Here is a 25,502-nt window from a genome sequence, read left to right as displayed (position 1 = left end):
GGGCACCACGAGGAACGAGGAGCTCGATGACGACGCAGCGCACCACCCGACGGCCCCTCAGCGCACTTCAGGACTTCCTCCACGACGAGGCCGCCGGCGGCATCGTCCTCGTCGTGGGTGCGCTCGTGGCGGTCGTCTGGGCCAACAGCCCCGTGTCCGACTCGTACTCGTCCTTCTGGGGCCAGTACCTGACCATCGGCTGGGGTCCGGCAGCGATCACCGAGGACCTCCAGCACTGGGTCAACGACGGACTGATGGCGATCTTCTTCTTCGTCGTGGGCCTCGAGATCAAGCGCGAGCTGGCGATCGGCGAGCTGCACGACCCGCGAGCAGCGGCGCTGCCGGCCGCGGCCGCGGTCGGTGGCGTCGTCGTCCCGGCCGTCATCTTCGTCGCTCTCACGAGTGGTGCGGCGGGTGCCGGCTGGGGCATCCCGATGGCCACGGACATCGCCTTCGCGGTCGGGGTGCTGGCACTCCTGGGAGACCGGGTCCCGTCGGGGGCCAAGCTCCTGCTCCTGTCCGTGGCGATCGTCGACGACATCATCGCCATCACGGTGATCGCGCTCTTCTACACCGACACGGTGTCCCTGGCCTGGCTGGCCGGCGCCGTGGCCGGGCTCGGTCTCGTCGTGGCGCTCCGCGTGGTGGGCGTCACCGCCATCTGGCCCTACGCAGTGGTGGGCGTCGCGGTGTGGGCCGCCACCCTGGAGTCAGGGGTGCACGCCACGATCGCCGGGGTCGCCCTCGGACTGCTCACCCCCGCCGGCGAGGTCGGCGGACGCAACGTGCTGGCCACCCTCGAGCACCGCCTCCACCCGTGGTCGGCCTTCGTGGTGGTGCCGCTCTTCGCTCTCGCCAACGCCGGCGTGAGCTTCGGCGGAGGGGTGCTGGGCGAGGCCGCCCAGTCCGCGCTGCCCTGGGCGATCGCCCTCGGGCTCGTGCTCGGGAAGATCGTGGGCATCAGCGGCGCCGTCTGGCTCGCCGTACGCACCGGGCTGGGCCGGTTGCCCCAGGGCGTGTCCAGCCTGCACGTGGTCGCGGTCTCGGCGGTCGCCGGCATCGGCTTCACGGTCTCGCTCTTCATCGCCGACCTCGCCTACGACGACGCCGCGCTGACCGAGACGGCGAAGATCGGCATCTTCGCCGGGTCCCTGGTGGCCGCGCTGCTGGGCGCCGCGTTGATGGTCCTCGCTGCTCGGCGATCCGGAGCCGTTGCGAGCCGGTAGGTGATCACAGGTGAGCGAACACTTCTACCGTCCTGCGGACGGCCACCGGCTGCCGCACGACCCCTTCAACTCCATCGTCGCCCCGCGCCCGATCGGCTGGATCGCGACACTGGACGCGCAGGGCCGACGCAACCTCGCGCCGTACAGCTTCTTCAACGCGCTCAGCTACCGCCCGCCGCTGGTGGGGTTCTCCAGCAACGGCTGGAAGGGAACGGTGGCGAACGCAGAAGCGACACGCGAATTCACCTGGAATCTCGCGACCCGCTCACTGGCCGAGCAGATGAACGCAACCTCCACCACCGAGGACGTCGACGAGTTCGAGGCGGCCGGGCTCGAGGCCGTTGCCTCGCTGGAGGTCGAGGCGCCTCGAGTCGCTGCAGCGCCGGTCACCTTCGAGTGCCGCGTCACCCAGATCATCGAGCTGCAGACCGCGTCGGGTGGGGCCAGCGGCTCCTGGTTCACCGTCGGCGAGGTGGTCGGAGTGCACATCGACGAGGACTTGCTGGTGGACGGCATCTACGACACCGCCCGGGCGCAGCCGATCCTGAGGGCGGGCGGGCCGACGGCCTACTTCGGCATCGACACCAGCAACCGGTTCGACATGCGCCGTCCGGGGTGACGCGGGCCGGTCGAGCACGATTCACACCCTCGCGACGCAGGGCGGTGCGCGTGGTGATCGTCCGCAGCGGGCATCGCGAGGATCGGGCGTTCCAACCGCGCGACATCGACTGATCCGGCCCGGCGTCCATTCATGGCGCGATCTGGCGCCCACTCAGCCCCTTGTCCGGGTGTAGCGAGCCGTCTCAGGCGCGGCACTCCGAGTAGCCGTCGGGCCACCAACCATCGGCGCGCTGGCTCACGTGGTACGTGCGGAAGATCGACCCATCCTGCCTGAGTCCGACAACGACCGTGTCTCCGTTGACTTCACGAGATGCCAGTTCCAACGCGCCCGCGTAGGTCGCCACTGCCTCCTCAGGGCTGGGCTGCCCAGGGCCAGGAACGTCCAGGTCAACGCGCGACTGTTCGGCGTCGGCACAGGGAAGTGCGGTTCCTGTAACAGCCGATGGTGTCGGATCTTCCCTCGTCGCGGCCGTGGACGCACCGCATCCACTCCCGACGGCCGCGACGACGGCCACCATCACCACCACGTGCCCGATCCTCATGCGTGCTCCCTTCGTGCGGTGACTGTTCCAGCTGGCGGATCTGACGAGATCTTGATCGAGCATGTGTTCTATATCGGCTCACGGTGGCGTAGAGTCGGTGTCACGTTCCACAGTCACCGGGTAGTCGAGATGCCGAGCTGGTGGGGCGAGTTGCGAGGGTCAGTAATTGCCCGGGTGTCCGGGCCTCCAGGAGCGACGACCGTTGAACCTCACGCGCATGCGTGAGGTCCCCCGTCGTCGGAAGGAGGCCAGCCGTGAGTGCTCTTGTGGGTCACCCGATCCTGGCTGCTGTCGCCGACATCCGGGGCCTGTTAAAAGGTGTCGCGGGGGCGAACCCGACGTTCATGACTGTCGATGACAAGGCTGCCGCCCTCCGGGAGCTGGTCGCGGCGGAGGCGCAGCTGGTCGAGCTGCGGTTGCGGGTCCTGGCCGATGCCGGTGACCTCGCGGACGCGACGGGTGCGAAGGACACTGCTGGGTGGCTGGCACACCAAACCCGTACGCGGTTCTCTGACGCGCGAGCCGACATGGGCCTCGCAACCGTTCTGGACCGGGAGCGGCCGGTGCTGGCCGCGGGGATGCGCGAGGGCGCCGTGACGCTGGCGCAGGCGCACGTCATCCGACGAGCTCTCGACGCTCTGCCTGCTGCGGTGGACACCGACACCGTGACCCGCGCCGAAGCCCACCTCGTGGGCTGCGCGGGCGAGTTCGGCCCCAAGGAGCTGGGCCGGATCGGGCGCCGGGTCCTCGACGTGATCGCCCCCGAGATCGCCGAGGCCGCCGAAGCCGCCCGGCTGGCCGACCTCGAAACCGCCGCTGCGGAGCGGACGCGGATGACGATGCGCCGCCAGGGCGATGGCACCACCCGCATCAGCGCGCTCGTGCCGGACGCGGTCGCAACGAGGCTCGCGACCTACCTCGAAGCGTTTGCCAACCCCCGCGCACAGCGCGGCGAGAATGCTGAGGATGCGCAGACGTCCGATCCGTTCACCCGGCTGCCGTACCCGCGCCGCATGGGCGAGGCGTTCGCCCGGTTCCTCGAGACCGTCGACCCGTCCCGGCTCCCGGTCCACGGCGGCGATGCCACCACCGTGATCGTCACCATCCCCCTCGACTCCCTGCGCGCCGAGCTCGCGACCGCCGACCTCATCGGCGCCGGCCTCGTCCCGGGTGACGACCTCACCGGCGACCGCATCACCGCCAGCCAGGCACGCCGGCTCGCCTGCACCGCTAAGATCCTGCCCGCGGTCCTCGACGGCACCAGCCTGCCGGTCGACCTGGGACGCGCGAAGCGGCTGTTCACACCCGCGCAGCGCAAGGCGCTGCTGATCCGCGACCACGCCTGTCGCGCCGAGGGGTGCGATGTCCCCGGCAGCTGGTGCGACGCCCACCACCTCGACCCCTGGCACACCGGCGGACCCACCGACCTGGCCAACGCGGTCCTGCTGTGCCCGCACCATCACCACCGGGTCCACGACACCGGCTACCGCACTGACCGGCTCCCCAACGGCGACCTCAGGTTCCACCGACGGACGTAGGCCGACCCGGGAGCTTGTCAGTCCGCCTCGCAGACGTAGATCTGGAGCGCAGCATCCGCCGTGAGCGGCGCGCGGGACCAGTCGCCGAAGCGCTCCACGACCCGGAGGCCGCCGAGCTCGAGCAGCACCGGCAGCTCCTGGGGGAAGATGCTCCGCACCTCGAGCGGTGCGACGAGGAAGTCGGGCTGCGCCTCGGTGGAGAAGAACCACGTCCCGCGCGTGACCTGCGCCAGCGAGTCGTAGGTCTCCGCGACGTCGACGTGGACCACCCCGCGATCGGGATCGACGTACGACAGCGCGTCACGCCTGCGACGTACGCCGTCGGCCCGGGCGAGCATGCGCACGTCGGGGTTGAACACGTCGAAGACCAACCGCCCTCCGGGCGCCAGGTGGCGCCGCACCGCCCGGAAGCAGCGCACGATGTCCTCGGCATCGTGCAGGTGGAGCAACGAGTTGGCTGCGATGACCACCAGGTCGAACGTGCGCCCAAGGGAGAAGTCACGCATGTCGCCCTGCACCCACTGCACCTCGACCCCGCGTTCGCCCGCCTTGTGCCGAGCGCGGGCGAGCATGGCCGGCGACAGCTCCAGTCCGGTGCACGCGTGCCCGTCGGCCGCGATCGGGATCAGCTTCTGCCCCGTGCCGCACCCGAGCTCCAGGACGTCACCACCCCGGCGGTCTGCTTCGGACCGGTAGAAGGCGACGGCCTCCTCACCGCCGGCGAACAGCCGGTCGTAGAGCACTGCGTCCGAGTAGAACGGATCGGTCCCACCTGCCGCGCTCCCCACGGTCAGTCGGCGATCTCCAGCGCCCTCAGCGCCACCGCCACGTCGAGGCGCAGGTGCGGGTCGCTGGCGACGGGGCCGAGGATCCGTTGCAGCTTGCCGACGCGGTAGCGCATCGTGTTGTAGTGGAAGAACTGCGCGCGTGCTGCCTCAGCGACGTTGAAGTTGGTGTCGAGCAGTACCTGCAGGGTCTCGCGGAGGTCGGCCGCCTCCGCCGTGCGCTCGGCGAGCGGGCCGAGGACGTCGGCGGCGAACGCGGTCAGCTCGGCGCCGTCGGGCACGAGCGCGAGCAACCGGTGCAGGCCGAGCTGGTCGAACCGTGTGACCGACCCGCCGCCGTGCACCCGGCGACCGATCTCGACGGCGCGTTGCGCCTGGCGGAAGGCCTCGGGGAGGTCGCCCAGGTCGTGGGCCACCCGGCTGACACCGGCCGAGAAGGCGATCCGACCGCCGCCCCGGTCGCCGCGGACCGCCTCGATGATCCGGTCGACCGCAGCGTGCTGGGCCACGGGGTCACCCTCGAGGTCGACCGGGATGAGGGTGACGACCTCCCGGCTGAAGGCGACCGACGCGATGCTCCCGTCGACCGTCGCGGTGACCTGACGCCAGGCGTGGGCGAAGCGGTCCTGCCACGCCCGCCGGTCCTCCGGCGACGCCGACAGCGCCGCGATCGCGTCGGGGTCGAGCACGCCGACCACGACCACGACCGGCCGCCCGAGGTGCCAGCCGAAGGCATGGGCGTGCTCGGCGACGTAGTCCTCCTCGCCGGCACGCCCGAGGAACACGTCGCGCAGGAAGTCGCCGCGGTACTTGTTCTCCACGGCCGTGATCGCCTCGACGCGCGTCACCAGCAGCGCGGCCACGATCGCCGCGCGCTCGAGCGCGTGCACGTCGGAGGAGTGGATGTGGCCCTCGGGGCGCAGCGCCACGAGTCGGGCCAGGTCGACGCCGGCGGCCACCACACGGCGTACGAGCGCCTCACCGCCCCCCACGGGGGTGCCGTCGGGGTCGATGCGCTCGACGCGCACCCGCCCGGTGGGGTCGAGCAGGTCGGCCCCGGCGAGGGCCTCGCGCTGCGCCTCGTCGAGGTGGGCGGCCCGTTCACGACCGTCGGTGGAGGTGAAGACGACACCGCACCCGAGCGCGACACCGACCGCCTCGGCGATGGCGGCGAGGTCGCCGCCCTCCAGGACGATGTGCGACAGCGCCGTGTGGAGCGCGTCCGCCCGCTCCAGTGCGGCGACCGCCTCGGGGTCGCTTATCAAGTCTTGGCCCACTTCTGCCCCTTGCTTGTCAGGAAGTCACATTCGCGAGTGTGCCACGGGCCGCTAGCGTCTGTCCGGTGATGTCCAGCCCGATCTCCGCCGCGACCTCGGTCGCGATCGGAGTCGCGGCGCCGATCCGGGTGCGGGAGCGGCTCGCCGCCGCCCCGGCCGGACCTCGGCGGGTGCTGCACGCCAGCAGCACCGCGGTCTACCTCGACCTCGACGGCTGGTGCGTGGGACTGGTCTCCGCCGGCGCGACCCGGGTGCCGTGCGCGCTCTGGTCCACCCTGCCCGACCTAGGGGTGCTGCGCCCCACCGCCACCATCAGCGCGGGCGAGCTCGTCGTCGGCGGCCGCGCACTGCGCATCACCCGGCTCGTCGACCCCCGCGCCACCCGCGTCGGGCAGCACGACGGCCACGGACCCGCACCGGAGGTCGTCGTCGCCTCTGGCCTCGACCTGCCCGCCGACGGACGGCTCACCGCCGCCCACCTCGACCACCTCCTCGGCCGCGGTCCGGGCCTGACACCGCTCGGCGACGACGTCCTGGCCGGTTGGCTGGCCACCCGCGCCGCGCTGGGCCGTCCCGACCCGGTCCTCGCAGCGGCCGTACGCCGTCGTCTCGGCGTCACCACGCTCCTCTCCGCCACGCTCCTCGAGTGCGCGCTGCACGGCGAGGCGCTCCCCCAGCTCGCCGACTGGCTCGCCGCCCCCGACGACACCACGACCGCGGCGCTCCTCGCGGTGGGAGCCACGTCCGGTGCCGGCCTCCTCGCCGGCGCCCGGCTCGCCCTCACCTCGCTCACCACCGACCACTCCACCGACCGCCCCGGGAGGGCTGCATGAAGGACCACGTCGAGCTCCGGAGCGGCGCGTACGCCGACTCGGTGACCCTGCTCCAGGTCAGCCGGGCGGTGCAGGCCGCCCCCGGCGTGGTCGCCGCGCAGGTGGCCATGGCCACCGCCCTCAACCTCGAGGTGCTCACCGGCATGGGCTTCGAGGTCCCGGCCTCCTCGCCCAACGACATGGTGGTCGCGCTGCGGCTCGACGACGACGCCGACGTAGCCACCGCGCTCGCGGCCGTCGACGCCGCCCTGGTCCCCACCCGCCCGTCGTCGGGCGACACCGCGCAGGCGCCGCCGCGCACGACCGGCGCGGCCCTGCGGCACGGGGGCCCGGGGGCCGTCGTGCTCATCTCGGTGCCGGGCGCGAGCGCCACCGTCGAGGCGATGGACGCTCTCGAGGCCGGCCACGACGTGATGATCTTCAGCGACAACGTCCCCGTGGCCGAGGAGGTCGCGCTCAAGACGTACGCCGCCACCCGCGGCGCGCTCGTCATGGGTCCCGACTGCGGCACCGCCCTGCTCGACGGGGTGGGCCTCGGCTTCGCCAACGCCGTCCGCCCGGGTCGCATCGGGCTGGTCGCAGCGTCCGGCACCGGCTGCCAGCAGCTGCTCACCCTGCTGCACCACGCCGGCGAGACCCTGGACGGAGTGGGCGTACGCCACGCGCTGGGCGTCGGCGGTCGCGACCTGTCCTCCGCGGTCGGCGGCCTCGCCACCCGCGAGGCCCTGCGCCGCCTCGACGCGGACGCAGACGTCGACCTGGTCGTGGTCGTGTCGAAGCCGCCCGCACCCGAGGTGGCCGAGGCACTGGCTCGCGAGGCCGAGGCGCTGGGCACGCCCGTCGAGCTCGGCCTGCTCGGCCGCGGCCAGCGCGACCTCACCACCGTCGCCGAGGCGGTGCTCGCCCGGCTCGGCCACGAGGCCCCCCAGTGGCCGGTCCACGGCGTCGACAACACCGGCCCCGCCACCGGCCCGTTGCTGCGCGGTCTCTTCGTCGGCGGCACGCTGTGCGACGAGTCGATGCTGATGGCAGCCGAGGCCCTCGGCCCGATCCGCAGCAACATCCCGCTCTCCGCGGACCTCGCGCTCGCTGAGGAGCTCATCGTCGACGACCACGTCATGGTCGACTTCGGCGACGACGCGCTCACCCAGGGCCGGGCCCACCCGATGATCGACCCGACCCTGCGCAACGAGCAGATCGCGCGCGCGGCCGCCGACCCCGCCACGGGCGTGATCCTGCTCGACCTGGTGCTCGGCCACGGCGCCGAGCCCGACCCGGCAGCGCACCTCGCGCCCGCCATCACCGCCGCCCGCAGCGCGCGGCCGATCCCGGTGATCGTCAGCCTCGTCGGCTCCGACCTCGACCCGCAGGGCCTCGCCGCCCAGCGTGACGCCCTCGTCGCCGCGGGCGCGGAGGTCCACCTCTCCAACGCCGCGGCCACCCGCCGCGCCCTCGACCTGCTGAGCCGATCCGAAGGAGCCCACCAGTGAGCACCACGAGCCCCTCACCCGTCAGCGCCGGCGCCACCACCCCCACGGTCGTCACCTGCGGCGCCGACATGTTCGCCGACGCGGTCGCCGGCCAGGCCGTGGACGTCGAGCGGGTCGACTGGCGCCCGCCGATGCCGGGCACCGAGGCCGACCTCGCCGCCGTCGCCACCGACCCGCGGCGCCCCGACGCCAACCGGCGGGCGGTCGAGGCGATGCTCGGCGTCACCGCCCACCTCGTCGACGTCGCTCCGGCCAGCGAGGTCCTCGGCCTCGAGAAGGGCCAGTTCCTGCACGCGGGACCTCCCATCGAGTGGGCCCGCACCTCCGGGCCGCTGCGCGGCGCCCTGATGGGTGGCGCGGCGCTCGAGGGCCTCGTCGAGGACCCCGAGGACGCCGTCGCGCTCTTCGAGTCCGGGAGCTCGGTCAGCCTCGAGCCCTGCCACCACCGCAGCGCGGTCGGACCGATGGCGGGCGTGGTCACGCCGTCGATGTGGATGTGGGTCCTGGAGGACCGTGCCACCGGCAAGCGGACCTACTGCTCCCTCAACGAGGGCCTCGGCAAGGTGCTGCGGTACGGCGCGTACGGCCCGGACGTGCTCGCCCGGCTGCGCTGGATGGGCGACGTGCTGGGCCCGCTCCTGCAGGCGGCCGTCCGTGGCACCGAGGAGGCGTCCGACGTCACCGGCATCCTCACCCAGATGCTCCAGATGGGCGACGAGGCCCACAACCGCAACCGCGCCGGCACGCTGATGCTGCTGCGCGACCTCTCCCCCGCGATGGTCACCAGTGGCTTCGAGAGCAAGGACGTCGGCGACGCGCTGCGCTTCGTCGGCGGCAACGACCATTTCTTCCTCAACCTCGCCATGCCGGCGTGCAAGCTCGCCCTCGACGCCGGGCGCGACGTTCCCGGCTCGACGATGGTGGTGGCGATGGCGCGCAACGGCACCGACTTCGGCATCCAGGTCTCCGGCACCGGCGACCAGTGGTTCACCGGGCCTGCCCAGGTCGCCGACGGCCTGTTCCTCGGCGACTACGGCCCCGAGGACGCCAACCCCGACATCGGCGACTCGGCGATCACCGAGACCGCCGGCATCGGGGGCTTCGCGATGGCGACCGCGCCCGCGATCGTGCGGCTCGTGGGCGGCTCGGTCCCCGACGCGCTCGCCACCACCCGACGCATGCACGAGATCACCCTCGCCGAGAACCCGCGCTGGTCCGTGCCCGTGCTGGAGTTCCAGGGGACCCCGACCGGCATCGATGTCAGCAAGGTGTGCCGCACCGGGATCCTGCCGCAGATCAACACCGGCATGGCCGGTGCGGTCGCCGGCGTGGGCCAGGTCGGCGCCGGACTCGTCACACCTCCCGCGGAGATCTTCCCGCAGGCGCTGGCGGCGCTGGCTCAGGCAGTGCCCGGGCGCTCGTTGTAGATGCCCGCGGGCTCCTGGCCGGTCAGGTCGCCGATGGCGGCCATGATCCGGTCGGTGAGCTCGCGGCGCGCGCGACCGCTCGGCACGCCGTCGTACTCCCCCGCGACCTGGATCGGCGCACCGAAGCGCACCGTCACGTCGACCCCGCGCAGCCGCGGCCGGTTGGCGCCGACGGGCTGGATGTCCTCGGTCCCCTGCAGCCCCACCGGCACGACCGGGCAGCCCGCGGTCAGCGCGAGGTGGGCGACGCCGGTGCGGCCGCGGTAGAGCCGGCCGTCGCGCGAGCGCGTGCCCTCGGGGTAGATCCCGAACGCCTCGCCGCGGCGCAGCACCTGGAGCGCCGTGTCGAGGCTGGCGATCGCGGCCTTGGTGTCGTCGCGGTCGACCGGGAGCATGCCGAGCCCCTCGAACCAGGTGCGGGTCAGCGCACCCTTCACACCCGTGCCGGTGAAGTAGTCGGACTTGGCGAGGAAGACGACCTTGCGCGGCACGACCACCGGGATGACCACGGAGTCGAAGAACGACAGGTGGTTGCTCGCCACGATCACCGGGCCGGTCGACGGCAGGTGGTGCAACCCCTCGACCGTGGGACGCCACACGGCTCGGGCCAGCGGTGGGATGACTCCGTGCGCGACCGTGTAGAGCATGGCGCTCATTGTGCCTGCAGGGTCGGGGCGACGAACGCACGTCCCAGATCGACCGCCCCGCTCGCGCGCAGCGGGGTGCCCTCCTCGAGGTAGGCCCGGCGCGCCTCCTCGTCGTGCGACGGCGGCAGCGAGCCGTCGGCCCGCACCACCCGCCACCACGCGACCGCGGCGCCGTGCCGGGCCATCACGTTTCCCACGAGGCGGGGACCACCGCGTCCCAGCCGCCGACCGACCACGTCGGCGATGGCGCCGTACGTCGTGACCCGGCCACGCGGGACCGACTCGGCGCACTGCAGCACCAGCTCGGCGTAGAGCTCGCGCTCCTCCTCGGTGCTCGATCGACCGGTGCTCATTCGGCCTCCGGCACCAGGATCCGAGAGGTCAGCACCAGCAGGACGCCGAGGACCAGCGCCACGACGATCCACAGCCACGAGGGGGCGAGTTCGGCGTCGAGCCCGCGCACCGCCAGCCATGCGACAGGCATCGGCACGAGCGCCAGCAGCGCACGCCGCAGCCACAGGCCGGCCAGGCGTGGGTCGACCGGGAGGGCCGCCGGGCCGTGGGCGAGGAGCGTCGCGACCAGGTGGGCGGCGAGGAGCAGCACCGCGACGACGAGCACCCGCCAGTCGACGACGTCGTGCACGGCCCACCACGCGGCGACCAGCATCAGCGCGGCTGCCCCGGCCGGGTGGTCGGGCGTCACCGCCCACCGCACCGAGCAGGCCACGACCATGGTCGTGACGACCAGGTGGGGCACCTCCGGCAGCGCGAGCGCCAGCGCCGCGCACGGGAGCAGCGCGAGCACGACCCTCAGCACGAGTCCGCCGGACGTGAGTCCGGGCGGCAGGACCCGGTCGAGCACGCTCATCGGGCCCGCACCTTCGGCACCCGGGCCCTGCGGGCCAGCTGCTGCAGCACGGTGTCGAGGGTGCCCGGTCCGCGCCACGGCACGACCGGGCAGCCGAGCGCGGCGAGCCGGTCGAGCCGGTCGTCCCGCTCGATCTTCTGCATCCGTGCGGCGAGGCTCGCCCATGCCAGCCGGTCGGTCCCGGGGTCCCGCTCCCCCCAGGTGTCGATGACGACGACCGAGGCGCCGCTGCGCTGCAGGCTCGCGGTCGCGGTGACGAGCGGGGTGAAGAGCATGGGCGACAGCACGTGGACGACGCTGCCGGCGCCGGCCCCGAGGTCGAGGCGCTCCGGTGCGACGCTCCGGCCCTCGGTCCGGATCCGCGCCAGGACCGCGTGGATCCGCTGGAGGTGCCGCGGCCCCGACCCGAGCGGCACGCGCGAGGGATCGGCGGCCACGACCAGCAGCCCGACGCGGTCGCCGGTGCGGACGTGGTGCTCGGCCAGCGCGGCCGCCGCACGCACGGTGAGGTCGAGAGTGCTCGCCGCGCCGTCGATGCCCCCGGAGCGGCCGATGTCGCGCAGGCCGTCGACCACCAGCCACACCCCCGCGTCCTGCTCGGCGCGGGTCGTGACGACGTGGAGCTCACCGGTGCGCAGCGACACCGGCCAGGTGATCCGCCTGAGGCGGTCGCCGGAGGCGAAGTGGCGGATGCCCTCGAACTCGGTGCCGCTGCCGATCCGGCGCGAGCGGTGCCGTCCGACCAGGCCGTCGGGCTGCGGCACCTCGGCGCGGCTGTCGTACGGCGCGGTCTGCGGCAGCACGCTGAGGCCGTGCTCGGGCATGTCGACCGGCCCCCACTGCCAGCCGGCCCAGGCGCTGGTCAGGCCCACCCGCTCGGCGCCGATCGCGCGGCGGCCCCAACGGCGGGGGCTGAACTCGATGAGGGGCAGGCCGGCGTCGACGAGCGATCCGGCGGCGCCGTACGTCGGACGGGTGGCGACGTGCGGGGCGGGACCGGCGACCCGGGTCGCGTGCTCGACCCCGGCGAGGTCGTCGACCACGAGCCGCGACGTCGTGCCCTGGCCCTCGTGCAGCCGGTGGTGGTCGATGCGCGTCGAGACCGTCGGCAGGTGCCGCGGGCGGCCCGCCAGCCCCATCCCGGCCAGGATCACGAAGGGAGCGGCCAGCACCACCAGCACGTCCAGACCGCCCACCACACCGCCGGCGAGGCCGCCGAGCGCGAGGAGGCTGGCGCGGACGAGCGACGGCGTCGGTCGCCAGGTGCTCACCGTCGCGACTCCAGGGTGTGCGGTGTCTCGACGCTGCCCAGCACCGACTCGACCACGCGCGCGCCCGAGGCCTGGGTCATCCAGAGGTCGGGCTTCACCGTGACCCGGTGCGCCAGCACGGCGCGCGCCACCACCTTGACGTCCTCGGGCACCACGAAGTCGCGGCCGCGGATCGCCGCCCAGGCGCGCGCGGTCAGCACCAGGCCGAGGCTCCCGCGGGGCGAGGCACCGGTGAGCACGTCGGCGTGGCGCCGGGTGGCGTCCACGAGGTCGACGCAGTAGCGCGCCACGGACTCGTCGACGGCGACCTGCTCCACCGCCGCCTGCATCGCGGCGAGCCCGGCGGCGTCGCTGACCTGCTCGATGGTGACCTCCTCGCGCTGTCGGTCGAGGCGCCGCCGGAGCACGTCGACCTCCTCCGACGCCGTGGGGTAGCCGAAGGCCACCCGCAGGAGGAACCGGTCGAGCTGCGCCTCGGGCAGCGGGTAGGTGCCCTCGTACTCGACCGGGTTGGCCGTGGCCAGCACGTGGAAGGGCGTGGGGAGCCGGTGGGTCTGGCCCTCCACGGTCACCTGCCCCTCCTGCATCGCCTCGAGCAGCGCCGACTGGGTCTTGGGCGGCGTGCGGTTGATCTCGTCGGCCAGCAGCAGCCCGGCGAAGACCGGACCGGGACGGAAGTCGAACTCGCCGCGGCGCTGGTCGTAGACGTACGACCCCGTGAGGTCGGCAGGCAGGAGGTCGGGGGTGAACTGGGCGCGGGAGAAGTCCAGGCCGAGGGCGCCCGCGAAGGACCGCGCGGCGAGCGTCTTGCCCAGGCCCGGGAAGTCCTCGAGCAGCACGTGGCCCTTGGCCAGGATGCCCGCCAGCACCAGGCTCAGCGCGTCGCGCTTGCCGACGACGGCGCGACCGACCTCGTCGAGGACCCGCTCGGCGAACGGCGCCACCTCGGTGGGGGTGGGGGCGACAGGGGCGGGGGCGTCAGTCACGGACTTCCTCGATTCGGGTCAGGATGCGGTCGATCTCGCCGGGCGAGAGGCGGCGCAGGGGGTCGAGCTCGCGGCGGAGGTCCTCGGCCAGCACGGGGTCGCGGGCGCGGGCCAGGGCGACGAGGCGCTCGCGCAGCGTCTCCGACGGCTCCCTGGCCTGCTGGTGGCTGGACAGGACGCGCAGGTCGGAGGTCGCCTCGTCCACCCGGTCGCCGGCGGGCTGGACGCGTGGCACCCACTCGGCGGCAGGTGCGTCCACGGTGTCCAGCACGAGCCAGCCGAGGGCGAGCACGACGGCGGCCATGACGACGTACGGCCCGGGTCGGGGGTCGAACCGGAGCAGCACGGCGGCGGCGTAGCCGACCACCGCGGCGAGCGTGCCGAGGAGGATCCGGCTGCGCCAGGCCCGCGGGACGGCATCCCAGCGCGCCCTCACGGTCGGACCCCGAGGCTGCGGCGGATCGTAGTCAACGCCTCGAGCGCGTCGGTGCGGTGCTCTTCGGTGATCGGGTGCTCGCTGAACCTGGCCTCGCGGTAGAGGCCCGCCAGCCTGTTGACCGCGCCGCTGTCCGCGGAGACGAGGTCGAGCACGCGCAGGGCGTACTCCGAGGAGGTCTCCCACGACCGTCGCCCGACCCCCGCGGCCTCCCCCTGCACCTCGAAGCGCAGCCACGCCGCGACGATGGCGTTGCGCGGGTCGCCGTCGCGCAGCGCTGCGTCCTGCTGGGCGGAGTCCGCGGTGATCGCCTCGACCAGCCGGGCTGGCTCGCTGAGGACGGTGAACCCGACCGTCTCGCGCTGCTCGCGCGTGCGGGGCTGACGGCCCCGCGCCAGGTTCGCCACCACCCACACGACGAGGGCGACGACCGTGAGCAGCACGACGAGGAGGAAGAGCCAGACCAGCACCTTGAGCCACAGGGGCGGGTCGGCCCGCTCGACGAGGTCGGTCGCGTCCTGGCGCGAGGTGTCCGGCTCCTCGCACAGCGGCAGGCCCTGCGGGTTGTCCGGGACGGTCGTCCCCGTCGTGCCGTCGGGAGCCGTGGTGACCACGAGCGGGAGGCAGGTGCGGGTGGTGGTCGTCGGTGTCCGCTCGACCACGCCCGGGCCGGTGAAGACCTGGTCCGGGCCGATGAGGGTCGCCCAGGCAGCCACCACCATCAGCAGGCTGGTGGCGGCCACCGCCAGGACGGCACGCAGCCCGTCCGGCAGTCCCCCGAGTGCACGCATGGCGCGACCCTAGGTGACCGGGTCGCGCCACGCGAGATGTGTCGGCGGGATCGTCAGAGGATCGGGCTGAAGGGCTCCGTGCCCGGCACCAGGCGCAGTCCGGCGATCGGACCGTGCGTCTGGGCGTAGGACAGCTCGCGGGACAGGTCGCCGACGCCGTTGGACCCGGCCAGCGGCGCCAGCGCCAGCGTCGACAGCGTGCCGAGGGCGTTGCCGTCGGCGTCGAGGAAGGCGCTGCCGGAGTCACCGGGCACACCCGGCGTCACGGTGTAGACCGGGTGCGACCAGCCGCTCGGGTCGGTGCCGAGGCTGGTGCCCTGCTTGGGCGAGAGCAGCTCGACTCCGCCACGAAGGCTGGAGTTGCCGTAGGAGTGGACCGTCTCACCGGCGGACGTGCCGTCGGTGTCGACGCCGACCGGGCCGCCCCAGAAGGGCACCGACGGGTTGACCTTCGCCACGTCGGCGGCGTCGACCTTCACGAGGGCGAGGTCGTTGTAGGCGCAGGCGTCCGCGTCGGTCTCGCCGCGCTGCTCCATCGTGAGCCACGACGAGTACGCCAGCGTGCCGGAGCCGACCTTCGTGCCCTCGACGAGCAGCGAGCCGCCCTCGACGAAGTCGACGCGGGTGCCGAGCGGGAGGGAGCCGGCGTCGCAGCCGTTGGTGTCGGTCGCCTCACCGGTGCCGGCGCAGTGCGCGGCGTAGCCGACGTACGTCGCACCGGAGCCGTCGGTGTAGACGAAGTTGGCGGTGCACTGGGCGCCGTCGGTGTACATCTGCACGCCGGGGTGGATCGTGGCGGTGGCGGCCGGCGCCCACGAGGCACGGGCCTGCTTCTTCGGCGCCGCGGATGCGGGCGCGCTGGTGGCGGCGGCGGCGAGGAGGCCGGACGCCGCGGCGAGGGACAGGAGCTTCGTCGGAGTGCGCATGCAGGGTCCAACGAAGCCCCCGCGGGGCGGTTACGCCCCGCCCCTCCCCGTGGCCGAGGGTCAGTACGCCGGCTGGCTGGGGTCGATCTGGCTCACCCAGGCCACCACACCGCCGCCGACGTGGACCGCGTCCGCGTAGCCCGCGCCCTTGACGATGGCGAGCACCTCGGCCGAGCGCACGCCCGACTTGCAGTGCAGCACGATCGGCTTGTCGGCGGGCAGGTCGCCCAGGGCGTTGCCGTTGAGGAACTCGCCCTTCGGCACCAGCACCGCACCCGGGATCTGGTTGATCTCGAACTCGTTGGGCTCGCGCACGTCGATGAGGGTGAAGTCGCGCTCGCCGGCCTCGCGCTCCTTGAGCATCTGCTCGAGCTGGACGACCGAGATCGTCGAGCCGGCCGCGGCCTCCGCGGCCTCGTCGGACACCGCGCCACAGAAGGCGTCGTAGTCGATGAGGCCGGTGACGGTGGCGTTCTCGCCGCAGAGTGCGCAGTTCGGGTCCTTGCGGACCTTGAGCTTGCGCCACTCCAGCTCGAGCGCGTCGTAGATGACGAGCTTGCCGATGGCCGGGTCGCCGATGCCGGTCAGGAGCTTGATCGCCTCGTTGACCTGGATCGAGCCGATGCTGGCGCACAGCACGCCGAGCACGCCGCCCTCGGCGCAGCTGGGCACCATGCCCGGCGGCGGGGGCTCGGGGTAGAGGCAGCGGTAGCACGGCGCCTCGTCGGACATCGACGGCGCGAACACCGAGGCCTGGCCGTCGAAGCGGTAGATCGAGCCCCAGACGTAGGGGATCTTCAGGAAGTAGGCCGCGTCGTTGACCATGTAGCGCGTGGCGAAGTTGTCGGTGCCGTCGACGATGAGGTCGTAGCCCTCGAAGATCTGCAGCACGTTGTCGTTGTCGAGGCGCTCGTTGTGCACCACGACCTCGACGTAGGGGTTGACCTCGGCGATCGACTCCTGGGCCGACACCGCCTTGGGGCGTCCGATGTCCGACATGCCGTGGATGATCTGGCGCTGGAGGTTGGACTCGTCGACCTCGTCGAACTCGGCGATGCCGATGGTGCCCACGCCGGCAGCGGCGAGGTAGAGCAGCGCCGGGGAGCCGAGGCCGCCCGCGCCGATGACGAGCACCCGGGCGTTCTTCAGGCGCTTCTGCCCGCTCATGCCGACGTCGGGGATGATCAGGTGGCGGCTGTAGCGGCGCACCTCGTCGGTGGTGAGCTCGGCAGCCGGCTCGACGAGCGCGGGGTACGACACGGTGACTCCTTCGTGGGACGACCAGGTCCCGGCACAACCATCGGGAACCCGTCCATGTTCCCCCCGGCCCCGCGACCCGCCGTACGACGTCCCGGCATCCGGACCGGCGTGGGGCGGATAGGCTCGCCCCGCACCAGCCAGGATGATCCGACAGCAGCACCAGGAGCACGACGTGACCGCAGGCAGCCCCGACACCACGCCCGACGGCGCGCTCCCGCGACCGCGCGGCGGGCGGATGCCGCGCCGCGAGCGACGCGTGCAGCTGCTCGAGTCGGCCCTCGAGGTCTTCGTCGCCCAGGGCTACCACGCGGCCGCGATGGACGACATCGCCGAGCGTGCCGGCGTCTCCAAGCCCGTGCTCTACCAGCACTTCCCCGGCAAGCTGGACCTCTACCTCGCCCTGCTCGACGCCTCGTGCGACACCATCATCGACGGCTGTCGCGAGGCGCTCGCGTCGACCACGGCCAACAAGGACCGCGTCGCGGCGACGATGAAGGTGTTCTACAGCTACGTCGCCTCCGAGGAGGGTGCCTTCCGCCTGGTCTTCGAGTCCGACCTCACCAGCGAGCCCGACGTGCGCGAGCGCGTCGACCGGGTCACCATCGAGTGCGCCTCGATGATCGCCGACGTGATCCGCACCGACACCGGCCTGCCCGACGAGGCCTCCGAGCTGCTCGCGGTGTCGCTGGTGGGAATGGCGCAGGTCTCGGCCCGGTTCTGGCTCGCGGGCGGCGGAGGCATCTCCCAGGACGACGCCGCGGCCCTGATCGCCGGCCTTGCGTGGCGCGGGATCCGGGGCTATCCGATGACCGACGACCACTGACCGGACAGACTCGCAGCACACATCCCTGAACCACCCCCTGACGAACGAGCAAGGAGCAACATCGTGGAGGTCAAGATCGGCGTGCAGCACGCCCAGCGCGAGCTGGTGCTCGACACCGACAGCAAGCCCGAGGACATCGAGGCGAGCCTCGCCGAGGCGCTGGCCGGCAACGGCGTGCTGCGCCTGGCCGATGTCAAGGGCCGCGCGGTCGTCGTGCCCGCGGACAAGATCGCCTACGTCGAGCTGGGCTCGCCGACGTCCAGCACCGTCGGCTTCCGCTGAGCCGGGAGGCCGGCCCGTGGGACTGATCTGGACCGTCCTGGTCACCCTCGCCCTGGGACTGGTCATCGGCTTCCTCGGCAAGGTGGTCGCACCCGGCGACCGCGACAACATCCCGTTGTGGCTGACCGTCCTGTGCGGCGTCGGCGGCGCGTTCGTCGGCACCTACCTCTACTACGCCGTGTTCGGCGTGGCCGACGGCTACGCGCGCGGCGACATGTACGACACCAGCCGCGGGCTCGACTGGTGGCGTCACCTGTGGCAGGTCGGCACCGCCGCCGTGCTCGTGATGATCGCGGCCACGGTCACCGGTCGGGCCGCCCGGCGGTCCTGACCAGCCCAGACCCGGTCCTTCTCAGGCGTCGAGGCCGAGCTGCGCCATCCGCGCGGCGTGCAGCTCGGTCAGCCGGGTGAACATCCGTCCGAGGGCGGCGAGGTCGAGCCCGGGTCGGTCCACTCCCCCGGCGAGCAGCGCGGTGAGCGACTCACGGTCGCCCGCGACCCGCTGGGCCTGGGTCAGCGCCTCGCCCATCAGACGTCGTCCCCACAGGGCCAGGCGTCCGCCGAGGCGGTGGTCCTCGGCGATGCCGGCGCGCACCCGCTCGACGATGAAGGCCGTCTGGCCGGCGTCCTCGAGCGAGGCGATGATGACCTCACGGGTCTCGGCGTCGAGGTAGGCCGCGATCTCGCGGTAGAAGTCGGCCGCGAGCCCGTCGCCGACGTAGGCCTTGATCAGGCCCTCGTAGTAGTCGGCGGGCGCGGTGTGGGCGTGGAAGCTGTCGAAGCTGGCCTGGAAGGCCTGCATCGCCTCGACCGGGTCGGCGCCGAGCTCCTCGAGGCGGTCCACCAGCTTCTGCAGGTGGGCGAACTCAGCGGTGGCCATCGCGCCGATCGCGATCTTGTCGCCGATGCCCGGCGCCATCTTGGCGTCCTCGACGAGCCGCTCGAAGGCGGAGAGCTCTCCGTAGGCGATCGCCCCGAGGAGGTCGACGGCGGCGCGGCGGTAGTCCTCGTCGGGCGATTCAGTCATGCGCGCAGCCTAGCGATATCATCACCGTGACCGAGCCGCCGACTTCTTGGCCGGCGGCCGCCTGTATGTGCGCGGTCGGCACTCCTGCTTGCACGCTTTCCCGAGTGGACTGACCGCATACGCGTGGGACATCCGACTCTTCCGAAAGCGACACATCCGTGACCACCACCTTCCGTGACTTGGGCGTACTGCCCGAGATCTGCGACGCGCTCGAGCGCGCCGGCATCACCACCCCCTTCGCCATCCAGGAGATGACCCTCTCGGTCGCCCTGCTCGGCACCGACCTGATCGGCCAGGCCCGCACGGGCACCGGCAAGACCCTCGCCTTCGGCATCCCGGTGCTCCAGCGCTCCATCGCGCCGAGCAACCCGGCGTACGCCGACCTCCCGCAGGGCAAGCCGCAGGCCCTCATCGTCGCCCCCACCCGCGAGCTCGCGCTCCAGGTGTCCAACGACCTCCACCTCGCCAGCAAGGACATGGGCCTGCGGGTCCTCACCGTCTACGGCGGCGTCGGCTACGACACCCAGCTCGAGGCCCTCGAGTCCGGCGTCGACATCGTGGTCGGCACCCCCGGTCGCCTCATCGACCTGGCCAACCGCCGCGCCCTCGACCTCTCGCACGTGCACGCGCTCGTGCTCGACGAGGCCGACGAGATGCTCGACCTCGGCTTCCTGCCCGACGTCATCACGCTGCTGTCCAAGACGCCCGAGACGCGCCAGACGATGCTGTTCTCGGCCACGATGCCGTCGGCGATCGTCGCGCTGGCCCGCACCCACATGCGCCACCCGATGAACATCCGTGCCGAGTCGTCGTACGACACCACGATGGTGCCGGCGACCGCGCAGTTCATCTACCTGGCCCACGACCTCGACAAGCCCGAGATCATCGGCCGGGTCCTCCAGGCCGAGGACGCCGAGAAGATCATCGTCTTCACCCGCACCAAGCGCCAGGCGCAGCGGGTCGCCGACGACCTCGCCGAGCGTGGGTTCAGCTCCTCGCCCCTGCACGGCGACATGGCCCAGGTCGCGCGCGAGAAGGCGCTGGCGAAGTTCCGCGAGGACAAGATCCGCGTGCTCGTCGCCACCGACGTCGCCGCCCGCGGCATCGACGTGCGCGGCGTGTCCCACGTCATCAACTACACCTGCCCCGAGGACGACAAGACCTACGTCCACCGCATCGGCCGCACCGGCCGCGCGGGCGCCTCGGGCATCGCGATCACCTTCGTCGACTGGGCGGACGTGCACCGCTGGAAGATGATCAACAAGACCCTCGACCTGCCCTTCCCGGAGCCGCAGGAGACCTACTCGACCTCCGAGCACCTCTTCCACGACCAGGGCATCCCGGCCGGCACCAAGGGCCGCATCGTCGACCCCGCGCCGGTGGAGAAGAAGGAGCGCCCGCAGCGCGAGCGTGGCTCGCGCGACGGTGGCTCGCGCGACGGTGGCTCGCGCGAGAAGGCGTCCGGCGACGCGCCGCGTCGGCGCAACCGCAGCCGCAGCCGGACCCGCGGCGGCGCCCCCGTGAAGGACACCCCCAGCCAGGCCTGAGCCCTAGCGGGCCGCCGTCCTCGCGGCGGCGGCCTTCGTGGCCGGCTTCTTCTTCGCCGCCTTCTTCGCCTTCGGCCGCGCGGCGCGCTCGACGAGGTTCTTCGCGACCTCGCGGTAGGCCTGCGCGCCCTTGTTGCTGCGGCTCGTCGCGAGGATCGAGCGACCCGCCGCGGGGGCCTCGGCGAACTTGATCGTCTTGGGGATCGGCGGCTCGACGACCTCGAGGTCATAGGTCTCGCTGATGGTCTCGAGCACCGTACGGGCGTGGTTGGTGCGACCGTCGTAGAGCGTCGGCAGCACGCCCCACACCTCGAGGCCGCGGTTGGTGAAGCGGCGTACGTCGTGGACGGTGTCGAGCAGCTGGCCGACACCACGGTGCGACAGCGTCTCGCACTGCAGCGGCACCAGCACGCCGTCGGCAGCGGTGAGCGCGGCGACCGTCAGCACGCCGAGCGAGGGCGGGCAGTCGAGCAGCACCCAGTCGTACGCCTCGTCGCCGAGGTCCTCGGCGAGCTGCTCGAGCGCACCCTTGATCACGTGCTCGCGCCCGGTGCGGGTCAGCAGGTCGGCCTCCGCGCGAGCCAGCTCGATCGTGGCGGGCAGCACGTCGACGCCGTCCTCGGTCTCGATGATCACCTCGACCGGGTCCACGCCCTGGGTCAGGACGTGGTGGACCGAGACGTCGAGGTCCTCGGGGTCGATGCCGAGGGAGAAGGTCAGGCACGCCTGGGGGTCGAGGTCGACCAGCAGGACGCGGTGGCCCAGCTCGGCCAGCGCGGCCCCGATCGACGCGACGGAGGTGGTCTTGGCGACGCCACCCTTCTGGTTGGCGACGGCCAGCGTGATCGGGCTCTGGGTGCTCATCACCGCCCATTGTGCCGGACGGGGTCGCGGGCGGTGGGGTCGTCCTGAAATGCTGGGCGCATGCCTCCCCACAAGACGACCTCCCTGATCACCGGCGCGACTGCTGGCATCGGCCACGAGTACGCCGTCCAGCTCGCCGCGCGCGGCGACGACCTCGTCCTCGTCGCCCGCGACGCGGCCCGCCTCGAGCAGGTGGCCGAGGAGCTGCGCCGCGCCCACCAGGTCGACGTCGAGGTCCTGGTCGCCGACCTCACCGACCGCGCGGACCTCGCTCGCGTGGAGGCGCGCCTGGCCGACCGCGACCACCCGGTCGACCTGCTGGTCAACAACGCCGGCTTCGGGCTGAAGAAGCGCTTCCTCGACAACACCGCCGACGAGGAGACCGCGATGCTCGAGGTGCTGGTCACCGCGGTGCTGCGGCTCAGCCACGCCGCCCTCGGCGCGATGGCCGAGCGCGGGCACGGCGGGATCATCAACGTCTCCAGCGTCGCCGCCTTCCTCCCTCGCGGCAGCTACTCCGCGGCCAAGGCGTGGGTCAACAGCTTCAGCGAGTGGGCGCACCTGGAGTACGCCTCGCGCGGCGTCAAGGTGATGGCCCTGTGCCCGGGCTTCACCAAGACCGAGTTCCACGAGCGGATGCAGGTCAAGCGCGGCGACGGCTTGATGTGGCTCGACGTCGGGTTCCTCGTGAGCACGTCTCTGAAGGACTTCGAGAAGGGTCGCGTCTACTCCATCCCGGGCGCGCAGTACAAGGCCGTCCGCGCGCTCACTTCGGTCGTCCCCAACCGGGTGCTGCGGCTGACGCAGTCGATGGGGCGGAAGTAGTGCCCACGACCGCAACCCTCGCCGCCGTCCTGTGGGACATGGATGGCACCCTCATCGACAGCGAGCCGATCTGGATCGCGCAGCAGTTCGCCGTGGCCGAGCAGCACGGCGGGACGTGGTCGACCGAGCAGGGCCTGGCGCTGGTGGGTGCGGACATGCACGACACCGCGCTGGCGGTGCAGGCAGCGGGCGTCGACCTCGAGGCGGCCGAGCTGGTCGCGACGCTCGAGCGCGCTGTCATCGACTCGCTCCACGAGACCGTGCCGTGGCGCCCGGGTGCGCGGGAGCTGCTGACCGCCCTGCAGCAGCAGGGCATCCCCTGTGCCATCGCGACCACCTCGAGCCACGAGATGGCCGCGCTGGTGGCGGGTGCCGCGCCGGACGGCGCCATCAGCGTGGTGGTCGGGGCCGAGGACGTCACCCGGACCAAGCCGTCGCCCGAGCCCTACCTGCGTGCGGCCGAGCTGCTCGGCGTACGAATCGAGCACTGCGTGGCGGTCGAGGACTCATCCAACGGGCTGGCGTCGGCCATGGCGTCGGGTGCGGCAACGCTCGCCGTGCCGAACGATGCGGTGCTGCCCGATGCGGGCGACTTCACGACCTGGCAGACCCTCGCGGGCCGGACGGTCTCAGACCTCGCCGCGCTGCTGGGGTGACGGAGGGGCGCTCGGCGAACATCCGGAACTGCCGATGTGCGGATGGCCCCCGACTCTGTCGGCATGGGTCACACTGACCCAGTGGAGCCAGGACAGTTGTGCAGCGTCGTAGCCACCTTCATCGAGGACCGGGATGGCCGGGCTCTCGTGCGGCTTCCCAATGGGTCCAAGACATCGGTCCCGTACGGGGCCGTGCGTGCGGATGCGGCGCGGGGCCACTTCGTACCAGCGCAGGACGGCGCCGCTGTCGATGTCTTCTGCGGCGATGACGACTGGTCTGCGTCGGCCTCAGACTTCAATGAGGCCGCTGCCATGCTCACCCAGCACACCAGCACTCACTGAACCAGCAGGTCTGACGAGCGACCGCTCCTGCCGCGATGATCGCGCGGATCTGCCGCGATCCGCGCATCGTGACATGCCGCTGTGCGAGTCTGAAACATGCCGTCGTTTCGTGACATCAGCGAGGTCGCCGCGCATCGCAGCGGCCAGGATCTGCCGTTCACTTGGTACGTGATGGGCCCCGAGGGCCGCGCCATCAAGTTCGAGGTCGCCCCGAGAGACGAGACCGTCGCAACCGGCTCCTTGGCCCAGCACCCAGTGGCGCTGACTGACCGCACGCCGGTCCAGTTCTTGGTACAACCCCGGCGAGGTGAGTCCTGGACTGTTCAGCCCCCACCCGGGGTTAGCGGACGAGACGATCAGTTCGACTACAAGCAACTCGTGGGGCTCGATGTAGACGAGGCAGCCACCCGGGCGAGTTCGGCCGGATGGTTCGTCCGAGCGCATGAGCCGGAGGCAATGGCGACCGCGGACTTCGACCCGGGTCGATTGAATCTCTGCTACGACGATGATCGCGTGGTGGAGTCCGTGGCCGTGTGCTGAGCGTCCGGATCTGCCGCTGGCAGGGCGGCTACGCTCGCCCGGACCTGTCGCGATCCGTACGGCTGAAAAGGTCGTTCTGAGACGGCCAGGAACCGGCCGGGTACGCGCCTGTGGCCCGATCACCACTTGGGTGATCGGGCTGTGGGGCGGTCAGGGTCTCGGGCGCCGCTCGGGCGGGTCGCTCCTGATGGTGACGCCAGAGGGAAGGGTCCACTCGTAGGACCCGTCGTCCAGGCGCCGGTAGGTGAAGTCTCCGAAGGTCTTGGCGCGGTGGTGCCGGCGGCACAGGGGCGCGAGGTTCGCCGGTCGGGTCTGGCCCGGCGGACCACCCTCGTCCATCGGGACGTACTCCTCTGTGTGGTCGAGGTCGCAGCGGACTGAGGGGCGCCCGCACCGCGGGTAGACGCACGTCTCGTCCAGCAGCCGGACCATCTCGGCCATCCGGGCCGGCGGATCATGGGCGTCGACCGGCGGATGTGCGGCGGGGTCGAGGTCCACCACCGGCTTGACGGTCACCTGCCCGGCACACAGCAACCACGCCCTCAGGCGACCGGTCAGCATCGGGCCCAGCGTCGGTGAGTGGGCGACGCCGTGCGTGTCGTCGAGGAGGTCGCGGTCGGTGACGTGGAAGACCAGCACGACCTCACCGCCACTGCCCGAGGGCGTGCGGAACGGGTCGGCCGAGCCGTGGGCCACGTCCTCGGCGACGCAGACCGCCGGATCGGACTCCGGGTCGACCGCCCGGTCCGGGTCACCGACGTCAGCTGCAGCCAGCAGGTCCAGAGCCTGCTGCGGGTCCGCGAGCACCCCGACGGCGTGCGCCCGCCGCACACCCAGCTCACCCTCGTGACCCAGCGACCGCATGGTCGCGGCCATCGTCGACACCGTGCGGTCGAACGCGACCGCGTCCGCCGCGTCGAGGGTCATGAACACCTCGCTCGTGCCAGGTGCGCCCTCCTCGTGGTGCACCTCGACCCTCCGAGCGTCCATCGCGGCGTCGTGGTCGGCGATCGCACGGTCGGGGTCGGCGTACAACCGGGCCTCGTGGACCAGCACCCCGACCCGATGCGGGTTCAACCGACGCGGCTGCCATGCCAGCAGCCGGTCCGCATGAACTGCCGCACTTGCGGCGAGGTCGCGGGACTCGCTGGCGGCCAGACGGGCGAGGTGCACGGGGACCCGCAGCGCACGCACCAGCGCCCACAGGCGCGGAAGGCGGTGGGCCAGGTCCAGCACGTCCCCCAGCAGCGCCAAGGTCGCCTCGTGGGAGAGGTCCAGCACGGCCGCGAGCTCCATCACGCAGAACTCCGCCACCAGCGGCGTTCCCTCCCCCGCGAGGGGCAGCGGGCGCTCGCCGAACAACGCCGCAGCAGTCCCCGGCCTCCGGACCGTGTCCGAACGCCAGCCCGCGACCTCGCCCGGATCGACGTCGTCGGGCACCAGGTGCGCGTGCGCCCATGCCAGCGCCGCCTCCAGCACCTCCACCTCGACCCGCCGCTTCGCGCTCATCGCTGCCGCCGCACGATCCAGCGCCACCCGGTCGGTGACCCGGGTGTCGGAGGTGAGCGTCGAAGTGGACATACGTCCATCGTCCCAGACGCCACCGACACCCTGACCTGCCAGAACAGATCTGTGGAGAACTATTTTCGAACAGGCGTCGCACCGCCCTCCA

Annotated in this window: 28 protein-coding genes; 13 read left to right on the top strand and 15 right to left on the bottom strand. The window is 72.4% G+C overall.

Annotated features, from left to right (window positions below):
• Positions 1 to 26 precede the first annotated feature (26 nt).
• Complete coding sequence (gene nhaA / locus K4G59_RS12320; RefSeq protein ID WP_231251351.1) at positions 27 to 1,226, top strand: Na+/H+ antiporter NhaA; 1,200 nt, start codon at positions 27 to 29, stop codon at positions 1,224 to 1,226.
• Between the two features lie 10 nt (positions 1,227 to 1,236).
• Positions 1,237 to 1,845, top strand: a complete 609-nt coding sequence (locus K4G59_RS12315; protein WP_231251350.1) for a flavin reductase family protein — start codon at positions 1,237 to 1,239, stop codon at positions 1,843 to 1,845.
• A gap of 184 nt (positions 1,846 to 2,029) precedes the next feature.
• Here K4G59_RS12315 and K4G59_RS12310 read toward each other — a convergent pair whose 3' ends face one another.
• On the bottom strand, positions 2,030 to 2,389 hold the full coding sequence (locus tag K4G59_RS12310) for a hypothetical protein (RefSeq protein ID WP_231251349.1): 360 nt from the start codon (positions 2,387 to 2,389) through the stop codon (positions 2,030 to 2,032).
• Positions 2,390 to 2,643: 254 nt separating this feature from the next.
• On the opposite strand from K4G59_RS12310, the gene K4G59_RS12305 reads away from it, so the two are divergent.
• Positions 2,644 to 3,927, top strand: coding sequence for an HNH endonuclease signature motif containing protein (locus K4G59_RS12305; RefSeq protein ID WP_231251348.1), 1,284 nt, complete (start codon positions 2,644 to 2,646; stop codon positions 3,925 to 3,927).
• A gap of 17 nt (positions 3,928 to 3,944) precedes the next feature.
• Here the strand turns inward: K4G59_RS12305 and K4G59_RS12300 are convergent, their stop codons facing one another.
• Positions 3,945 to 4,715: a class I SAM-dependent methyltransferase gene (locus tag K4G59_RS12300; protein ID WP_231251347.1), complete on the bottom strand. Its 771-nt coding sequence runs from the start codon at positions 4,713 to 4,715 to the stop codon at positions 3,945 to 3,947.
• 2 nt (positions 4,716 to 4,717) lie between these two features.
• Positions 4,718 to 5,977: a PucR family transcriptional regulator gene (locus tag K4G59_RS12295; protein WP_231251346.1), complete on the bottom strand. Its 1,260-nt coding sequence runs from the start codon at positions 5,975 to 5,977 to the stop codon at positions 4,718 to 4,720.
• Positions 5,978 to 6,057: 80 nt separating this feature from the next.
• Here K4G59_RS12295 and K4G59_RS12290 point away from each other — a divergent pair, with 80 nt between their 5' ends.
• Genes K4G59_RS12290 through K4G59_RS12280 form a run of 3 tightly spaced genes read left to right on the top strand, consistent with a single transcriptional unit; the run spans position 6,058 to position 9,739 of the window.
• A complete protein-coding gene (locus K4G59_RS12290; protein WP_231251482.1) occupies positions 6,058 to 6,822 on the top strand; it encodes an oxamate carbamoyltransferase subunit AllH family protein in 765 nt (254 codons plus the stop codon).
• Positions 6,819 to 8,312 (top strand): AllF/FdrA family protein, encoded by a 1,494-nt coding sequence (locus tag K4G59_RS12285; RefSeq protein WP_231251345.1) that lies wholly within the window; start codon positions 6,819 to 6,821, stop codon positions 8,310 to 8,312. Before K4G59_RS12290 ends, K4G59_RS12285 begins: the two co-directional genes overlap by 4 nt.
• Complete coding sequence (locus K4G59_RS12280) at positions 8,309 to 9,739, top strand: YlbE family protein (RefSeq protein ID WP_231251344.1); 1,431 nt, start codon at positions 8,309 to 8,311, stop codon at positions 9,737 to 9,739. Before K4G59_RS12285 ends, K4G59_RS12280 begins: the two co-directional genes overlap by 4 nt.
• On the opposite strand, the gene K4G59_RS12275 is transcribed toward K4G59_RS12280, so the two are convergent.
• The 9 genes from K4G59_RS12275 to moeZ are packed head-to-tail and all read right to left on the bottom strand — an operon-like array spanning position 9,712 to position 16,924.
• The gene (locus K4G59_RS12275) at positions 9,712 to 10,386 is read right to left on the bottom strand and encodes a lysophospholipid acyltransferase family protein (protein WP_231251343.1); all 675 of its coding nucleotides are present in this window, start codon (positions 10,384 to 10,386) and stop codon (positions 9,712 to 9,714) included. The two genes, K4G59_RS12280 and K4G59_RS12275, sit on opposite strands and share 28 nt — an antisense overlap.
• Before the next feature lie 5 nt (positions 10,387 to 10,391).
• Positions 10,392 to 10,739: an MGMT family protein gene (locus tag K4G59_RS12270; RefSeq protein ID WP_231251342.1), complete on the bottom strand. Its 348-nt coding sequence runs from the start codon at positions 10,737 to 10,739 to the stop codon at positions 10,392 to 10,394.
• Positions 10,736 to 11,254, bottom strand: a complete 519-nt coding sequence (locus K4G59_RS12265; protein ID WP_231251341.1) for a hypothetical protein — start codon at positions 11,252 to 11,254, stop codon at positions 10,736 to 10,738. The genes K4G59_RS12270 and K4G59_RS12265 overlap by 4 nt, the downstream gene beginning before the upstream one ends.
• Positions 11,251 to 12,525 (bottom strand): DUF58 domain-containing protein, encoded by a 1,275-nt coding sequence (locus tag K4G59_RS20515; protein WP_231251340.1) that lies wholly within the window; start codon positions 12,523 to 12,525, stop codon positions 11,251 to 11,253. The genes K4G59_RS12265 and K4G59_RS20515 overlap by 4 nt, the downstream gene beginning before the upstream one ends.
• Positions 12,522 to 13,511: an AAA family ATPase gene (locus tag K4G59_RS12255; protein WP_231251339.1), complete on the bottom strand. Its 990-nt coding sequence runs from the start codon at positions 13,509 to 13,511 to the stop codon at positions 12,522 to 12,524. Before K4G59_RS12255 ends, K4G59_RS20515 begins: the two co-directional genes overlap by 4 nt.
• Entirely contained in the window at positions 13,504 to 13,947 is a 444-nt protein-coding gene (locus tag K4G59_RS12250) for a hypothetical protein (RefSeq protein WP_231251338.1), read from the bottom strand. The genes K4G59_RS12255 and K4G59_RS12250 overlap by 8 nt, the downstream gene beginning before the upstream one ends.
• Positions 13,944 to 14,738 (bottom strand): DUF4129 domain-containing protein, encoded by a 795-nt coding sequence (locus K4G59_RS12245; protein WP_231251337.1) that lies wholly within the window; start codon positions 14,736 to 14,738, stop codon positions 13,944 to 13,946. Before K4G59_RS12245 ends, K4G59_RS12250 begins: the two co-directional genes overlap by 4 nt.
• Before the next feature lie 53 nt (positions 14,739 to 14,791).
• Complete coding sequence (locus K4G59_RS12240) at positions 14,792 to 15,664, bottom strand: S1 family peptidase (RefSeq protein WP_231251336.1); 873 nt, start codon at positions 15,662 to 15,664, stop codon at positions 14,792 to 14,794.
• 60 nt (positions 15,665 to 15,724) lie between these two features.
• Positions 15,725 to 16,924, bottom strand: coding sequence for an adenylyltransferase/sulfurtransferase MoeZ (gene moeZ, locus K4G59_RS12235; RefSeq protein ID WP_231251335.1), 1,200 nt, complete (start codon positions 16,922 to 16,924; stop codon positions 15,725 to 15,727).
• A gap of 235 nt (positions 16,925 to 17,159) precedes the next feature.
• Between moeZ and K4G59_RS12230 the strand changes: the two genes are divergently transcribed.
• The 3 genes from K4G59_RS12230 to K4G59_RS12220 all read left to right on the top strand — a co-directional run bounded on the left by K4G59_RS12230 (position 17,160) and on the right by K4G59_RS12220 (position 18,360).
• Positions 17,160 to 17,747 carry a TetR/AcrR family transcriptional regulator gene (locus K4G59_RS12230; protein ID WP_231251481.1) on the top strand — a complete coding sequence of 196 codons (588 nt, stop codon included), beginning with the start codon at positions 17,160 to 17,162 and terminating at the stop codon, positions 17,745 to 17,747.
• A gap of 63 nt (positions 17,748 to 17,810) precedes the next feature.
• Entirely contained in the window at positions 17,811 to 18,029 is a 219-nt protein-coding gene (locus K4G59_RS12225) for a DUF3107 domain-containing protein (RefSeq protein WP_231251334.1), read from the top strand.
• 16 nt (positions 18,030 to 18,045) lie between these two features.
• Entirely contained in the window at positions 18,046 to 18,360 is a 315-nt protein-coding gene (locus K4G59_RS12220) for a GlsB/YeaQ/YmgE family stress response membrane protein (RefSeq protein WP_231251333.1), read from the top strand.
• A gap of 21 nt (positions 18,361 to 18,381) precedes the next feature.
• Here the strand turns inward: K4G59_RS12220 and K4G59_RS12215 are convergent, their stop codons facing one another.
• On the bottom strand, positions 18,382 to 19,056 hold the full coding sequence (locus K4G59_RS12215) for a ferritin-like fold-containing protein (protein ID WP_224275564.1): 675 nt from the start codon (positions 19,054 to 19,056) through the stop codon (positions 18,382 to 18,384).
• A 158-nt stretch (positions 19,057 to 19,214) separates the two neighbouring features.
• On the opposite strand from K4G59_RS12215, the gene K4G59_RS12210 reads away from it, so the two are divergent.
• Positions 19,215 to 20,603 carry a DEAD/DEAH box helicase gene (locus K4G59_RS12210; protein WP_231251332.1) on the top strand — a complete coding sequence of 463 codons (1,389 nt, stop codon included), beginning with the start codon at positions 19,215 to 19,217 and terminating at the stop codon, positions 20,601 to 20,603.
• 3 nt (positions 20,604 to 20,606) lie between these two features.
• Here the strand turns inward: K4G59_RS12210 and K4G59_RS12205 are convergent, their stop codons facing one another.
• Positions 20,607 to 21,467 carry a ParA family protein gene (locus K4G59_RS12205; protein WP_231251331.1) on the bottom strand — a complete coding sequence of 287 codons (861 nt, stop codon included), beginning with the start codon at positions 21,465 to 21,467 and terminating at the stop codon, positions 20,607 to 20,609.
• 60 nt (positions 21,468 to 21,527) lie between these two features.
• Here K4G59_RS12205 and K4G59_RS12200 point away from each other — a divergent pair, with 60 nt between their 5' ends.
• From K4G59_RS12200 to K4G59_RS12190, 3 genes are all read left to right on the top strand, one after another.
• Complete coding sequence (locus tag K4G59_RS12200) at positions 21,528 to 22,292, top strand: SDR family NAD(P)-dependent oxidoreductase (RefSeq protein WP_231251330.1); 765 nt, start codon at positions 21,528 to 21,530, stop codon at positions 22,290 to 22,292.
• Positions 22,292 to 22,948 (top strand): HAD family hydrolase, encoded by a 657-nt coding sequence (locus K4G59_RS12195; RefSeq protein WP_231251329.1) that lies wholly within the window; start codon positions 22,292 to 22,294, stop codon positions 22,946 to 22,948. The genes K4G59_RS12200 and K4G59_RS12195 overlap by 1 nt, the downstream gene beginning before the upstream one ends.
• A gap of 438 nt (positions 22,949 to 23,386) precedes the next feature.
• Entirely contained in the window at positions 23,387 to 23,830 is a 444-nt protein-coding gene (locus tag K4G59_RS12190; RefSeq protein ID WP_231251328.1) for a hypothetical protein, read from the top strand.
• A gap of 150 nt (positions 23,831 to 23,980) precedes the next feature.
• Here K4G59_RS12190 and K4G59_RS12185 read toward each other — a convergent pair whose 3' ends face one another.
• Entirely contained in the window at positions 23,981 to 25,411 is a 1,431-nt protein-coding gene (locus K4G59_RS12185; protein WP_231251327.1) for an HNH endonuclease signature motif containing protein, read from the bottom strand.
• Positions 25,412 to 25,502: the final 91 nt, after the last annotated feature.

This window comes from Nocardioides furvisabuli (assembly GCF_021083185.1).
GTDB classification, from domain to species: domain Bacteria; phylum Actinomycetota; class Actinomycetes; order Propionibacteriales; family Nocardioidaceae; genus Nocardioides; species Nocardioides furvisabuli.
The sequence above is the reverse complement of the archived record's forward strand: the minus strand, read 5'-3'. Positions and strand labels throughout refer to the sequence as shown.

What these genes read in the sequence shown, in the direction of transcription:
- K4G59_RS12215 (WP_224275564.1), bottom strand. Translation starts at nt 19,056, where the DNA reads ATGACTGAATCGCCCGACGAGGACTACCGCCGCGCCGCCGTCGACCTC.
- K4G59_RS12285 (WP_231251345.1), top strand. Translation starts at nt 6,819, where the DNA reads ATGAAGGACCACGTCGAGCTCCGGAGCGGCGCGTACGCCGACTCGGTG.
- K4G59_RS12270 (WP_231251342.1), bottom strand. Translation starts at nt 10,739, where the DNA reads ATGAGCACCGGTCGATCGAGCACCGAGGAGGAGCGCGAGCTCTACGCC.
- K4G59_RS12245 (WP_231251337.1), bottom strand. Translation starts at nt 14,738, where the DNA reads ATGCGTGCACTCGGGGGACTGCCGGACGGGCTGCGTGCCGTCCTGGCG.
- K4G59_RS12240 (WP_231251336.1), bottom strand. Translation starts at nt 15,664, where the DNA reads ATGCGCACTCCGACGAAGCTCCTGTCCCTCGCCGCGGCGTCCGGCCTC.
- K4G59_RS12265 (WP_231251341.1), bottom strand. Translation starts at nt 11,254, where the DNA reads ATGAGCGTGCTCGACCGGGTCCTGCCGCCCGGACTCACGTCCGGCGGA.
- K4G59_RS12205 (WP_231251331.1), bottom strand. Translation starts at nt 21,467, where the DNA reads ATGAGCACCCAGAGCCCGATCACGCTGGCCGTCGCCAACCAGAAGGGT.
- K4G59_RS12290 (WP_231251482.1), top strand. Translation starts at nt 6,058, where the DNA reads ATGTCCAGCCCGATCTCCGCCGCGACCTCGGTCGCGATCGGAGTCGCG.
- K4G59_RS12230 (WP_231251481.1), top strand. Translation starts at nt 17,160, where the DNA reads ATGCCGCGCCGCGAGCGACGCGTGCAGCTGCTCGAGTCGGCCCTCGAG.
- K4G59_RS12185 (WP_231251327.1), bottom strand. Translation starts at nt 25,411, where the DNA reads ATGTCCACTTCGACGCTCACCTCCGACACCCGGGTCACCGACCGGGTG.
- K4G59_RS12275 (WP_231251343.1), bottom strand. Translation starts at nt 10,386, where the DNA reads ATGCTCTACACGGTCGCGCACGGAGTCATCCCACCGCTGGCCCGAGCC.
- K4G59_RS12190 (WP_231251328.1), top strand. Translation starts at nt 23,387, where the DNA reads ATGCCGTCGTTTCGTGACATCAGCGAGGTCGCCGCGCATCGCAGCGGC.
- nhaA (WP_231251351.1), top strand. Translation starts at nt 27, where the DNA reads ATGACGACGCAGCGCACCACCCGACGGCCCCTCAGCGCACTTCAGGAC.
- K4G59_RS12310 (WP_231251349.1), bottom strand. Translation starts at nt 2,389, where the DNA reads ATGAGGATCGGGCACGTGGTGGTGATGGTGGCCGTCGTCGCGGCCGTC.
- K4G59_RS12200 (WP_231251330.1), top strand. Translation starts at nt 21,528, where the DNA reads ATGCCTCCCCACAAGACGACCTCCCTGATCACCGGCGCGACTGCTGGC.